Here is a 12,060-nt window from a genome sequence, read left to right as displayed (position 1 = left end):
CCGTGGTGCGCTTGCTGGCCTTGCTCCAGGCGCCGGCGGTGGAGGCCGGCAAGCCGCTGCGGATTCGCCTGGCCGCGCCCACCGGCAAGGCCGCTGCGCGCCTGACCGAATCCATCAGCCTGCAGGTGCGTTCCCTGGCCGTGGCCGACAGCGTGCGCGAGAAAATCCCCAGCGAAGTGACCACCGTGCACCGCTTGCTGGGCAATCGTCCGGGCACCCGGCACTTCCGCCATCACGCCGGCAATCGCCTGCCACTGGACGTGCTGGTGGTGGATGAAGCCTCGATGATCGACCTGGAAATGATGGCCAACCTGCTCGATGCCTTGCCGATGCATGCGCGGTTGGTGCTGCTGGGTGACAAGGACCAGTTGGCCTCGGTGGAAGCCGGCGCGGTACTCGGCGACTTGTGCCGCGATGCCGAAGCCGGCTGGTACAGCCCGGCGACTCGCGACTGGTTGCAGGCCATCAGCGGCGAAAACCTCGCCGCCAGCGGCTTGCAGGAAGACCACGGGCAGACCCATCCCCTGGCCCAGCAGGTGGTGATGCTGCGGCATTCCCGACGCTTTGGCGAAGGCAGCGGTATCGGCCAACTGGCGCGCTGGGTCAACCAGCAGCAGGCCGATGAGGCGCGGCGCCTGCTGGCGGCCCGCAGCCACGCCGACCTCTATGCCCTGAGCCTCAAGGGCGAGCAGGACCGCGCCCTGGAGCGCCTGCTGCTCGAAGGCCATGGCGACGGCCCGCAAGGCTACCGGCATTATCTGAGCCTGCTGCGCAGCCAGCGACCGCCGACCGGCACCGCGCTTGAGGATCCGCTCTGGACCCGCTGGGCGCGGGACGTGCTCAAGGCCTTCGACCAGTTCCAGTTGCTGTGTGCGGTGCGCAAGGGACCGTGGGGCGTCGAGGGTTTGAACCTGCGGGTGACCAGTGCCTTGTTCAAGGCGCGGCTGATCGACAGCGAGCAGCAATGGTACGAAGGCCGGCCGGTGCTCATGACCCGCAACGACTATGGCCTGGGCTTGATGAACGGCGACATCGGCATCGCCCTGAAACTGCCCGAGCACGAGGGGCCGGAGGCCGGGCGCCTGGTGCTGCGCGTGGCCTTTCCACGTAACGATGGCCAGGGCGGGGTGCGCTTTGTGCTGCCGAGCCGGCTCAACGATGTGGAAACCGTGTACGCCATGACCGTGCATAAATCCCAGGGCTCGGAGTTCGCCCACACCGCGCTGATTTTGCCGGACGCCCTGAACCCGGTGCTGACCAAGGAGCTGATCTACACCGGCATCACCCGCGCCAAGGACTGGTTCAGCCTGATCGAGCCCCGCGCCGGGGTGTTTGAAGAAGCCGTGCGGCGCAAGGTCAAGCGCCTCAGCGGCCTGATGCTGGAGCTGGGCTAGGCCCCAGGCGAGGGACGCGCCCCGTTACCCGGCACGGGTGCGTGGCGCCTCGCCTGGCGCTTCCAGGCCCATGAAGCGCCGGACCCGCTCGCCTGCGGCCTCCTGGCGGATCGCATTCGGGCTGGCATCGAGCTGGATATGGCCGTCCTCCATAAAAATCACCCGGTCGGAAATCGACAGCGCAAAGTCCATCTCGTGGGTGACGATCAGCATCGTCATGCCTTCGCGGGCCAGGTCCTGGATCACATTCAACACGTCACCCACCAGCTCCGGGTCGAGGGCCGAGGTGGGCTCGTCAAACAGCATGATCGCCGGCTCCATGGCCAGGGCCCGGGCAATCGCGACCCGCTGCTGCTGGCCACCGGACAACTGGTGCGGGTATTTGCGGGCGTGGGCCAGCAGGCCGACCTTGTCCAGCAGGGCGTAGGCCTGTTGCTCGCTAAGGCTCTGGCTGACGCCGTGGTAGCGCGGCGCCAGGGTGATGTTGTCGAGAATGCAGCGGTGCGGGAACAGGTTGAAGTTCTGGAACACCATGCCGATGTGGCGCACGCCGTCGCGCACCTGGGGGCTGTTGAGGTTGTCACCGGCGTTGATAAAGCTGTTGCCGAACAACACGACTTCACCCTGGTCGATGCGCTCCAGGCCGTTGACGGTACGGATCAATGACGTCTTGCCGGAGCCGGAGGGGCCGATGATCGAGATCACCTGGCCGCTGGCGACCTGCAGGTCGATGCCCTTGAGCACCTGGTGGTCGCCGTAGCGCTTGTGGATGTTCTGCAACTGCAAGGCCGGCGGGCTGCCGGGGCCGGGTTCCGGGCGCAGTTGGGCGGGTTGCTGCCGGGTGTCGGCCTTGAGCCGGGCGACGCTGGCCGCGTCCAGGGTCTGGGGCGTGCGCAGGTTGAGGTCCAGGTGCTGCTCCAGGCGCTGCAGCAGCCAGCCGAACAGGCTGACGATCAGCACGTAATACACCGCCACGGCGGCCAGGGTTTCCATCACCAGGAAGTTCTGCGCGTACAGACGTTGGCCGACGGTCAGCAGCTCGGTGAGGGAGATCACCGAGATCAGCGAGGTCAGCTTGACCACGGTGATGTACTCGTTGATCAGGGTCGGCAGGGAGATGCGAAAGGCCTGGGGAATCACAATCAGTCGTTGCAGGCCGAGCAGGCCGATGCCCAGGGCGCGGCCGGCTTCCTTCTGCCCCTTGGCCACCGAGATCAGGCCGCCGCGGTGGATCTCCGCCATGTACGCCGCTTCCGTCACCACCAGGGCGAACAGCCCGGAGTAGAAGGGGTTGGACAGCACCGCGCCGGTCACGGGAAACAGCTGCGGCAGGTTGTAGACGAAGACCACCAGCACCAGCAGCGGGATGCTGCGGAAGAACCAGATATAGACCGCCGCCGGGGCTCGGACCCAGGGCGTGGTCGAGAGTTTGGCCGAGGCCAGGAGAAAGCCCAGCAGCATGCCGATAAACCAGGCCAGGGCGCTGAGCTGGACCACGGTGACGCAGGCGTGCCAGAAGCTGGGCAGGGAAAACAGGGAGAAAAAGTAGGACCAGTCGAATTGCATAACTACCTCAGCCGCTCGGATCGCAGGCTTCAAGACGGGCGCGGTGCCCTCGATCGCGGGTCAGTCCGGAGCGCATCCTTGCGCGCCGTGCCGGTTACTCGGCCACCGGTTCCAGGTTGTATTTGCTGAGGATCGCCGCGTAGTCGCCGTTCTTGCGGCTCTCGGCAAAGGCTTCCTGCAGCGCCTTGTAGGTGGCGTCGTTGCCCTTCTTGACGAAGATGCCCAGGGTTTGCTGATAGATCGGGTGCGCGGTGGTGATCACCACCCGGCCATTGGTGCGCTCGGCGATCATCTTCGCTGCGCCGGCGATTTCCACCTGGGCCTGGATGTTTTTCGAGAGCAGGGCCTGGGTCACTTCAGGGGCCGAGGGGTACTCGCTGACGCTGATCGCGCCCTTGTTGTTGGGCACGCAGTAGTCGCTGGAGAGTTTCTGCAACTGGCCGACCCAGGTGGTGCCCTGTTCGAGGCCGACTTTCAGGCCGCACAGGTCTTCCGGGGTCTGCGGGTTCAGGCCACTGTCCCTGGGCGCCATGATCGCCGCGCCGGTCTTGGCGTAGGCAATGGTCAGGGCTTGGGTCTGGCGCTCGGGGGTGATGTACATGCCGGAGATGATGGCGTCGTAGCGCCCGGCGTTGAGGCCGAGGATCAGGCTGGGAAACTTGGTGTCCACGAACTCGGCCTTGGCCTTGAGGTGCTTGGCCAGGGCGTGGGCCAGTTCCGGGTCGGAGCCGATCACGTTCTTGTCGCTGTCATAGGACTCGAACGGCGGGTAGGTGATTTCCATGCCGATCTTCAGCTGGCCCGGGGTGGTGGTGCTGGCCAGGGCAGTGCCGGCGGCGAGCAGGCCGGCGGTGAGCAGGGTCAGGCGCACACGGTGGTTTTTGTTGAGCATGGGTTTGGCACTCCAGGGGTGGGCGAAGGCAATCAGGACGGTTGGGGCTGGTGTTTCAGGTGGCCGAAACTCGATGGCTTGCGGGCTTTGTCCGGCAAGCGAATTTCGCCGTTTGCTACGCGCCGGCGCAGGTACTGGTAGGTCTGCAAGGCCTGGCCATACATGTGCTCGCCAATGGCGATCTGTTCGTACTCGGCGTTGGCCTTGGCGAATTGCGGCAGCGGTTTGATCTGGGTATGGAAGTCACAGGCATAGAACAGCGGGAAGGCATAGCGCTCCTCGCTGACGCTGCGCACGCGGTGGGCGGTGGCAACAAAGGCGCCGGCGGTCATGACTTCGAGCATGTCGCCGATGTTCACCACAAAGGCGTCGGCGATCGGCGGGGCGTCGATCCATTGGCCCTGGTCGTTCATCACCTCCAGCCCGGGTTTATCGGCCATGAGGATGGTGAAGCACTCGTAGTCGGTGTGGGCGCCAATGCCCGGGGCATCCTGGGCCGCGTCGTCGAACGGGTAGTGGATCAGTCGCAGCTTGGATGGCGGGCGGGTGACCAGGGCGTCGAAGTAGTCCTCTGCCAGGCCCAGGGCCAGGGCGAAGCCGCCGAACAGCCGCCGGCCAAGGGCGAACACTGCAGCGTAATAGGCCTGGGCCGCGTCCTTGAAACCCGGCAGTGTCGGCCAGTCGTTGGGGCCCAGCAGCGGTGTGTTGGCCAGCACCAGCGGGTCATCGGCCGGCACTTCAAAACCAATGTCGAAGGCCTCCTTGTGGTCCGGCTTGCCCTTGGCGTACACCTCTTCGCCCTCGGGCACGAAGCCCTTGTGGCTCTGGGAGGTGCCGATGTAGTGCTGCATCTTGGCCGCCAGCGGCTGGGCGAAGTAGTCCCTGGCGGCCTGGCGCAGATCGGCGATCAGTTGCGGCGCGATGCCGTGGTGGGTGATGTAGAGAAACCCCACCTCGCTCGCGGCCGCGCCCAGTTGCTCGGCGACCGCCAGGCGATGCTCCAGCTCGACACTGAACAGGCCGGCGATATCCACCACCGGGATGCTGCTGAAGTTGGCCTTGGTGTGATTGGTTTTATCGGGCATGGCGCAGGCCCCTCATGGCTGGGTTGAGTGATGGAAGCGGTCGAAATGCTGGCGCTCGGTACGGGCCATCCACTGGTTCAGCGACCACAGATCGGCCACCGGGACATTGGTGAAGGGCAGGTGATGCAGGTAGCCGTCGGCGCCGAACTCCGGGGTCAGGGTGCTGACCGGGTAGCCACGGCGTTGCTGCGAACGCCAGATGGCTTCCCAGTGCTGCTGGTGGAACGCCAGTTCGCGGGCGTATTCCGGGGCGCCGGGGTGGGGGACTTGCGGGCCCTGGTCATAGCCGACCCGAGCCTGGATATGGTGCACGCGCTCGACGAACGGGCCGAGGTCGTCATGGGGGTCGTCCAGCAGGCGCTCGCAGGTGACGATCCAGTGGCTGATGTCGCTGGTGAAGCGCAGGTCGGGCAGTTGCCGGATCAGGTCCAGGGTCACCCAGGGGTTGAACAGCGAGCGCGAACGGTGGGTTTCAAAGCTGCAGAACTGGCCGTGCTTGCGCCCCAGTTCCAGGGCCTGGCCGAAGAACTCCACCTGTTGCGCCAGGCCCCAGCGGTCATTGCCCGCCAGCACGTTGACGAAGCGCGGCGCCAGCTCGGCGGCCCAGGCCAGTTTGCGCTCAAGGTCCTGCAAGTGTTCTGCGGGCGCTGCCGATTGCTTGGGCAGCACCTCGTAGGCGCTGAACACGGTGCTGATGTAGGGCAGGTGATTGGCGCGCAGAAAGGCGCCGAATTCGGTGCGATCACGGGCTTCCAGCGGCAAGCGCGCTTCCATGCCGTCGAAGCCGGCGGCCAGCAGCTCATCCAGGGCCTGGGCCTTGCTCGCGGTGTAACCCCAGAGTGTGCGGAATATTTCCAGTTTCATCGGCGAACCTCAAAGATGCCTCGGGCTACTCAAAGCACCACGGCGGCGGTTGGCCGGCGCAATGCTGTGTACGGCAGTAGCAAAAGACATGCTTTGAGCCGGGTCTCTGTGGATCCGGTCTCGTCGGGTGCAGCGCGTGGGCTGCTCACTCTGGCGTCGATCTTAAGCAGCCGGCGCGGTCAGGAAGAATAGGCAGGTTCAAATCATTAGTTCAGTTTTTTCTAAACCAATAGCTGGCTATTCATGCTGCCTGTCTCCCTGGCATTTCCATGGCTGTGCTATCGTTGCGGCATCATTTCATGACGATCAAAGAGAATCCCTGCATGAACGTGGCTGTCTGGACGACAGGGCGCTTTGTTGGCTGGAGGCAGGTACTGCTGGCGAGCGTTATCTGTGGGCTGAATGCTGTCTCTTTCGCGCAACCAGAGCCGGCGCCCAGCCTGGCCGAGCAGCGGGCCCAGGCCGTGACCCAGGTGGTCCTGGGCATTCTCAGTTATGCACGCTGGCCGGTAGAGCCGGCGCAACTGCGCTTATGTGTGGCCGGCCCCACCGAATACACCGACGATCTGGTCAAGGGCACCACCCAGGCCACCGGCCGCCCGGTGCTGGTGCGACGCCTGTTGGCGGACAGCCCGGCGCTGGCCACGGAATGCGATGCGGTGTACATCGGCAAGCTGAGCAACGAGGAGCGGGCCCGGCTGTTTACGTCCCTGAGCGGGCGCCCGGTCCTGAGCATCAGCGAGGGCGGCGACCAGTGCACCGTGGGCAGCCTGTTCTGCCTGCGGGTCAGTGACGACCAGGTGTCGTTCGAGGTCAATCTGGACTCGGTGGCCCGCAGTGGCGTACGCATCCATCCCAGCGTGCTGCAGCTCTCGCGTCGACGGCCGGCGGCGTCATGAAGCTGTTCAAATCCGATACGCGTCCCACGTTACGCTCGGTCATTGGTCGCGGGCATTTGACCGTGGCCCTGTTGGCGATCTCCATGGCCAGCGTGTCGCTGACCCTGCTCGGGGTGCTGGCGCTGCGGGTGTACGCTGACCACAACCTGCACCTGATCGCGCGTTCGATCAACTACACGGTCGAGGCGGCCGTGGTGTTCAACGACAGTGCGGCGGCGACTGAAGCCCTGGCGCTGATCGCCTCGACCGAGGAAGTGGCCGATGCCCAGGTCCTGGACAAGAACGGCAAGCTGCTGGCCAGTTGGGAGCGCCCGGAAAGCGGGTTCCTGACCGATCTGGAGATGCAGATCGCCCGGACCTTCCTGGAAAAACCGATTTCCATGCCGATCCTGCACCAGGGGCGCGAAGTCGGCACGGTCAACCTGACCGGCCACGGCGGCAGCCTGATGCGCTTCCTGTTCAGCGGCCTGGTGGGCATTGTGCTGTGCACCGCCATCAGTGCCTGGGCCGCGCTGTACCTGGCGCGACGCCAGTTGCGAGGGATCACCGGACCCTTGCGCAGCCTGGCCGAAGTGGCCCACGCCGCGCGTCGCGAACGGGCCTTCGACCAGCGGGTGCCGCCGGCGGAAATCGCCGAGCTGGACAACCTCGGCAACGACTTCAATGCCTTGCTCGATGAGCTGGAAGCCTGGCAGACGCACCTGCAAAGCGAAAACGAAAACCTCGCGCACCAGGCCAGTCATGACAGCCTGACCGGCCTGCCGAACCGGGCGTTTTTCGAGGGGCGGCTGATCCGTGCCCTGCGCGGTGCGAGCAAGCTCAATGAGCGAGTGGCCGTGCTGTTTCTCGACAGCGACCGCTTCAAGAGCGTCAATGACAACTTCGGCCATGCCGCCGGTGATGCGGTGCTGATCGCCGTGGCCGCGCGGATTCGCGCGCAGTTGCGCGAGGATGACCTGGTGGCGCGCCTGGGTGGGGACGAGTTCGCGATCCTGCTGACGCCGCTGCACCGGGTAGAGGATGCCCAGCGCATCGCCGACAAGATCATCGCCAGCATGGAAGTGCCGATTCAGTTACCGGGAAATACCTCGATCCTGACTTCCCTCAGTATCGGCATCGCGGTCTACCCCGATCATGGCGCCACGCCGGGCGGCCTGCTCAATGCCGCCGATGCGGCGATGTACCAGGCCAAGCGCATGTCGCGCGGTGGCCAACACACCGTGGGGTCGGAGCACCCCGTCGTTCATGTTCAATCCAGGAGCTAATCCTTTGTTCTCGATGACTCAGCGTTCCTTACGCTTTTTTACCGCAATCATGCTGTTGGCCGTGCTGGGCCTGACCGGGTGCCAGAGCGTGCCCCCCAAAGGCCTGACCCCGCAGCAGATTGCCGTGCTCAAGCACGAAGGGTTTGAACTGACCGATGAGGGCTGGGCCTTTGGCCTGTCGGGCAAGGTGCTGTTTGGCAGCGATGTCGAATCCCTGAACCCGGCCAGCACCGAGATCGTCGAGCGCATCGGCAAGGCCCTGTTGGGGGTGAATATCCAGAAGGTCCGGGTCGATGGCCACACCGACGCGTCGGGCAAGGAAAGCTACAACGAACAACTCTCGCTGCGCCGGGCGAAAAGCGTGGCCAAGGTCCTGATCCAGGTCGGCATGCGTGAAGAGAACGTGCAACTGCGCGGCCTGGGCAGCAGCGAGCCGGTGGCCTCCAACAGCACCGCCGCCGGGCGTACGGAAAACCGTCGGGTGTCGATCGTGGTTATCGCCGACTAGTCACCGGCCGGCCTGGGAGGCAGGCCGGAAAATCCGGTTTCAAGGGGCTGCTGGCGCTGCCGCCGGGGCGTCCTTGGGGTCGAGATTGACCACCAGGTGCTTGGTCGCGTTTCTGATCATCGGGCCCAGCACCAGGTTGCTGCCGATCATCACCACCACTGCCGCCAGCACCAGGCCGTCCGATTGCACCAGGCCGAGAAAGGTCCCGCCGAACACGCAGACCGCCAGCAAGCCGCTGATCATCATGGCCAGCATCATGGGCTTGGCCGGGTTGTCGAAACCCAGGAAGCGTTGCTTTTCTTCAGCCGACATCACCAGCTCGACCTTGCAGCCTTTGCACGGGATGGGCTGGTCTTCACGCAGCATGACCTGCTGCTTCTTGCCGATGGGGAATTCCTTTTCGCAGGCGTTGCAGTGCACTTTCATGCCAATGATGTTCGAGGGGGAGGCGCTCATCTTGATCCTTAAGATTGGGTGGGGCTGCCGCTACAGGGCGGCCAATGGTGGCGTGTTTGCGCAAGGCTCGGGGGCGCGCCTGGTCATGGGTTATCCGGCGGGTCGCGGCAGGTGGGGGCCGATCTCGAGCATGGCGCTGGAAACCGCGGGCCGTACAAGCGGCAAGCCGCGCAGTCTACCTGCAGGCGTCAATCGGCAAAACGCATTTCCCGCGAGTCGCCCATCAACAGCGGCTGATTCTGCTCGGTCACCTCACGGATGTAATCCCACAACAGGGTGATGCGCTTGAGCTTGCGCAAGTCCTCCCGGCAGTACATCCAGAACTGGCGGGTGATGTTGATCTCTTCGGGCAGCACCGGCAGCAGCCGTGGGTCCTGGGCGGCGAGGAAGCAGGGCAGGATCGCCAGTGAGCGCCCTTGCTGCGCCGCCACGTATTGGGCGATCACGCTGGTGCTGCGCAGGTTGGCGCTGGCGCCGGGCACGACATTGGCCAGGTACAGCAGCTCGGAGCTGAAGGCCAGGTCGTCGACGTAGCTGATGAACGAGTGCTCGCTGAGGTCTGCCGGGCGGCGGATCGGCGCGTGCTGGTCGAGGTAGTCCTGGGTGGCGTAGAGCTGCAGGCGGTAGTCGCACAGTTTGCAGCACACGTAGGGACCGTGCTCCGGGCGTTCGAGGGCGATGACGATGTCGGCTTCGCGCTTGGACAGGCTGATGAAGTGCGGCAGGGGCAGGATATCCACCGAGATCGCCGGGTAGGCATCGACGAAATGGCTCAACTGCGGGGTGATGAAGAAGCTGCCGAAACCCTCGGTGCAGCCCATGCGCACATGGCCGGACAAGGCCACGCCGGAGCCCGACACCTGCTCGCAGGCCATGTGCAGGGTGCTTTCAATCGACTCGGCATACCCCAGCAGGCGCTGGCCCTCTGCGGTCAGGATAAAGCCGTTGGTGCGGGACTTTTCGAACAGCAGGGTGCCCAGCGCGCCTTCCAGCGAACTGATGCGCCGCGACACCGTGGTGTAGTCCACCGCCAGGCGCTTGGCCGCGCTGCTGGCCTTGCGGGTACGGGCCACTTCGAGAAAAAACTTCAGGTCATCCCAGTTCAGGGCGCCCAGGGAGGTGATGTTTTTTTGCATGATGGACCGGCTTTTATGTGCGTTCTTATTAGTAATTTGCACATCTATACTCCAAAAACAGTCCGATCACCAATTCGCGACGCACGCCTCATCTCAAGGCGACCTACGCCTTGGCTCTCTTGCATAACTACAAGATCTGGAGACCACCCAATGAACGCATCGCTCACGTCTGCCAACACCACCGTGCAACAGGCCAAACTGTTGATCGACGGTGAATGGGTCGAGTCCAAGACCACCCACTGGCAAGACATCGTCAACCCGGCCACCCAGCAAGTGCTGGCCAAAGTGCCGTTTGCCACCCCGGAAGAAGTCAACGCCGCCATCGATGCCGCCCAGCGGGCCTTCCAGACCTGGAAGCTGACGCCGATCGGCGCGCGCATGCGCATCATGCTCAAGCTGCAAGCCCTGATTCGTGAGCACTCCAAGCGCATCGCAGTGGTCCTGAGCGCCGAGCAGGGCAAGACCATTGCCGACGCCGAGGGCGATATTTTCCGTGGCCTGGAAGTGGTCGAGCACGCCTGCTCGATCGGCACCCTGCAGATGGGTGAGTTCGCCGAGAACGTCGCCGGCGGGGTCGATACCTACACCCTGCGCCAGCCGCTCGGCGTCTGCGCCGGTATTACCCCGTTCAACTTCCCGGCAATGATTCCGCTGTGGATGTTCCCGATGGCCATCGCCTGCGGCAATACCTTCGTTCTCAAGCCATCCGAGCAGGATCCGCTGTCGACCCTGCTGCTGGTGGAGCTGGCGATCGAGGCCGGGGTCCCGGCCGGCGTACTCAACGTGGTGCACGGTGGCAAGGACGTGGTGGATGCGTTGTGCACCCACAAGGACATCAAGGCCGTGTCGTTCGTCGGCTCGACCGCGGTGGGCACCCATGTGTACGACCTGGCCGGCAAACATGGCAAGCGCGTGCAATCGATGATGGGCGCGAAAAACCATGCCGTGGTGCTGCCGGACGCCAATCGCGAGCAGACCCTCAATGCCCTGGTCGGCGCCGGTTTCGGTGCCGCCGGCCAGCGCTGCATGGCGACCTCGGTGGTGGTGCTGGTGGGCGCGGCCAAGCAATGGCTGCCGGACCTCAAGGCCCTGGCCCTGAAGCTCAAGGTCAATGCCGGCAGCGAGCCGGGCACCGACGTTGGGCCGGTGGTGTCGAAAAAGGCCAAGGCGCGCATTCTCGAACTGATCGAAAGCGGCGTGAAAGAGGGTGCCACCCTTGAACTGGACGGTCGCCAGATCAAGGTCCCGGGCTTCGAGCAGGGCAATTTTATCGGCCCGACCCTGTTCTCCGGGGTTACCACCGACATGCAGATCTACACCCAGGAAATCTTCGGCCCGGTGCTGGTGGTGCTGGAGGTCGACACCCTGGATCAGGCCATCGCCCTGGTCAACGCCAACCCCTTCGGCAACGGCACCGGCCTGTTCACCCAGAGCGGCGCGGCGGCGCGCAAGTTCCAGAGCGAAATCGACGTCGGCCAGGTCGGGATCAACATCCCGATTCCGGTGCCGGTGCCGTTCTTCAGCTTCACCGGTTCCCGCGGTTCCAAGCTCGGCGACCTGGGCCCGTACGGCAAGCAAGTGGTGCAGTTCTACACTCAGACCAAGACCGTCACCAGCCGCTGGTTCGACGATGACAGTGTCAACGACGGTGTGAACACCACCATCAACTTGCGTTAAGGAGTCGGCCATGAAGATTGCATTTATCGGTCTGGGCAACATGGGCGCGCCGATGGCGCGCAACCTGATCAAGGCCGGCCACGCGCTGAACCTGTTCGACCTGAACCAGACGGTGCTGGCGGAACTGGCGGCCCTGGGCGGCAGCATCAGCGCTTCGCCCCGCGCCGCCGCCGAGGGCAGCGAGCTGGTGATCACCATGCTCCCGGCCGCGGCCCATGTACGCAGCGTGTGGTTGGGCGAAGACGGTGTGCTGGCGGGTATCGCCCGTGGCGTGCCGGCCGTGGATTGCAGCACCATCGACCCGCAGACCGCCCGCGA

At 64.6% G+C, this 12,060-nt stretch carries 12 protein-coding genes; 6 read left to right on the top strand and 6 right to left on the bottom strand.

Going from position 1 to position 12,060, the window contains the following annotated elements:
- On the top strand, nucleotides 1–1,394 hold a 1,394-nt coding region (gene recD / locus CF161_RS13145), incomplete at its 5' end, for an exodeoxyribonuclease V subunit alpha (RefSeq protein WP_043229352.1).
- 24 nt (nucleotides 1,395–1,418) lie between these two features.
- Here the strand turns inward: recD and CF161_RS13140 are convergent.
- The 4 genes from CF161_RS13140 to CF161_RS13125 form a co-directional block, all read right to left on the bottom strand.
- On the bottom strand, nucleotides 1,419–2,960 hold the full coding sequence (locus tag CF161_RS13140; RefSeq protein ID WP_020297072.1) for an amino acid ABC transporter permease/ATP-binding protein: 1,542 nt from the start codon (nucleotides 2,958–2,960) through the stop codon (nucleotides 1,419–1,421).
- A 94-nt stretch (nucleotides 2,961–3,054) separates the two neighbouring features.
- Entirely contained in the window at nucleotides 3,055–3,852 is a 798-nt protein-coding gene (locus CF161_RS13135; RefSeq protein ID WP_020297071.1) for an ABC transporter substrate-binding protein, read from the bottom strand.
- Between the two features lie 32 nt (nucleotides 3,853–3,884).
- Nucleotides 3,885–4,937, bottom strand: coding sequence for an isopenicillin N synthase family oxygenase (locus CF161_RS13130; RefSeq protein ID WP_020297070.1), 1,053 nt, complete (start codon nucleotides 4,935–4,937; stop codon nucleotides 3,885–3,887).
- A gap of 12 nt (nucleotides 4,938–4,949) precedes the next feature.
- Nucleotides 4,950–5,801: a sugar phosphate isomerase/epimerase gene (locus tag CF161_RS13125; protein WP_020297069.1), complete on the bottom strand. Its 852-nt coding sequence runs from the start codon at nucleotides 5,799–5,801 to the stop codon at nucleotides 4,950–4,952.
- A 323-nt stretch (nucleotides 5,802–6,124) separates the two neighbouring features.
- Between CF161_RS13125 and CF161_RS13120 the strand changes: the two genes are divergently transcribed.
- From CF161_RS13120 to CF161_RS13110, 3 genes are read left to right on the top strand one after another with little or no spacing between them, the layout of a single operon-like run.
- A complete protein-coding gene (locus tag CF161_RS13120; protein ID WP_020297068.1) occupies nucleotides 6,125–6,700 on the top strand; it encodes a YfiR family protein in 576 nt (191 codons plus the stop codon).
- A complete protein-coding gene (locus CF161_RS13115) occupies nucleotides 6,697–7,965 on the top strand; it encodes a diguanylate cyclase domain-containing protein (protein WP_020297067.1) in 1,269 nt (422 codons plus the stop codon). Before CF161_RS13120 ends, CF161_RS13115 begins: the two co-directional genes overlap by 4 nt.
- 13 nt (nucleotides 7,966–7,978) lie before the next feature.
- Complete coding sequence (locus CF161_RS13110) at nucleotides 7,979–8,473, top strand: OmpA family protein (protein WP_177326774.1); 495 nt, start codon at nucleotides 7,979–7,981, stop codon at nucleotides 8,471–8,473.
- Nucleotides 8,474–8,512: 39 nt separating this feature from the next.
- Here CF161_RS13110 and CF161_RS13105 read toward each other — a convergent pair whose 3' ends face one another.
- Both CF161_RS13105 and CF161_RS13100 read right to left on the bottom strand, forming a co-directional pair.
- Nucleotides 8,513–8,929 carry a hypothetical protein gene (locus tag CF161_RS13105; RefSeq protein WP_020297065.1) on the bottom strand — a complete coding sequence of 139 codons (417 nt, stop codon included), beginning with the start codon at nucleotides 8,927–8,929 and terminating at the stop codon, nucleotides 8,513–8,515.
- Between the two features lie 188 nt (nucleotides 8,930–9,117).
- On the bottom strand, nucleotides 9,118–10,065 hold the full coding sequence (locus CF161_RS13100) for a LysR family transcriptional regulator (protein ID WP_020297064.1): 948 nt from the start codon (nucleotides 10,063–10,065) through the stop codon (nucleotides 9,118–9,120).
- 150 nt (nucleotides 10,066–10,215) lie between these two features.
- On the opposite strand from CF161_RS13100, the gene CF161_RS13095 reads away from it, so the two are divergent.
- Nucleotides 10,216–11,742, top strand: a complete 1,527-nt coding sequence (locus tag CF161_RS13095; RefSeq protein WP_020297063.1) for a CoA-acylating methylmalonate-semialdehyde dehydrogenase — start codon at nucleotides 10,216–10,218, stop codon at nucleotides 11,740–11,742.
- Between the two features lie 10 nt (nucleotides 11,743–11,752).
- The coding region (locus CF161_RS13090) for an NAD(P)-dependent oxidoreductase (RefSeq protein ID WP_020297062.1) at nucleotides 11,753–12,060 on the top strand (308 nt) is incomplete at its 3' end.

Source organism: Pseudomonas sp. CF161 (genome assembly GCF_000416215.1).
Lineage (GTDB): Bacteria > Pseudomonadota > Gammaproteobacteria > Pseudomonadales > Pseudomonadaceae > Aquipseudomonas.
This window is presented reverse-complemented; position numbering and strand designations above follow the sequence as displayed.

Bases quoted from the DNA above. Each gene is read 5' to 3' on its own strand.
- CF161_RS13140 (WP_020297072.1), bottom strand. From the start codon at position 2,960: ATGCAATTCGACTGGTCCTACTTTTTCTCCCTGTTTTCCCTGCCCAGC.
- CF161_RS13135 (WP_020297071.1), bottom strand. From the start codon at position 3,852: ATGCTCAACAAAAACCACCGTGTGCGCCTGACCCTGCTCACCGCCGGC.
- CF161_RS13130 (WP_020297070.1), bottom strand. From the start codon at position 4,937: ATGCCCGATAAAACCAATCACACCAAGGCCAACTTCAGCAGCATCCCG.
- CF161_RS13125 (WP_020297069.1), bottom strand. From the start codon at position 5,801: ATGAAACTGGAAATATTCCGCACACTCTGGGGTTACACCGCGAGCAAG.
- CF161_RS13120 (WP_020297068.1), top strand. From the start codon at position 6,125: ATGAACGTGGCTGTCTGGACGACAGGGCGCTTTGTTGGCTGGAGGCAG.
- CF161_RS13115 (WP_020297067.1), top strand. From the start codon at position 6,697: ATGAAGCTGTTCAAATCCGATACGCGTCCCACGTTACGCTCGGTCATT.
- CF161_RS13110 (WP_177326774.1), top strand. From the start codon at position 7,979: ATGACTCAGCGTTCCTTACGCTTTTTTACCGCAATCATGCTGTTGGCC.
- CF161_RS13105 (WP_020297065.1), bottom strand. From the start codon at position 8,929: ATGAGCGCCTCCCCCTCGAACATCATTGGCATGAAAGTGCACTGCAAC.
- CF161_RS13100 (WP_020297064.1), bottom strand. From the start codon at position 10,065: ATGCAAAAAAACATCACCTCCCTGGGCGCCCTGAACTGGGATGACCTG.
- CF161_RS13095 (WP_020297063.1), top strand. From the start codon at position 10,216: ATGAACGCATCGCTCACGTCTGCCAACACCACCGTGCAACAGGCCAAA.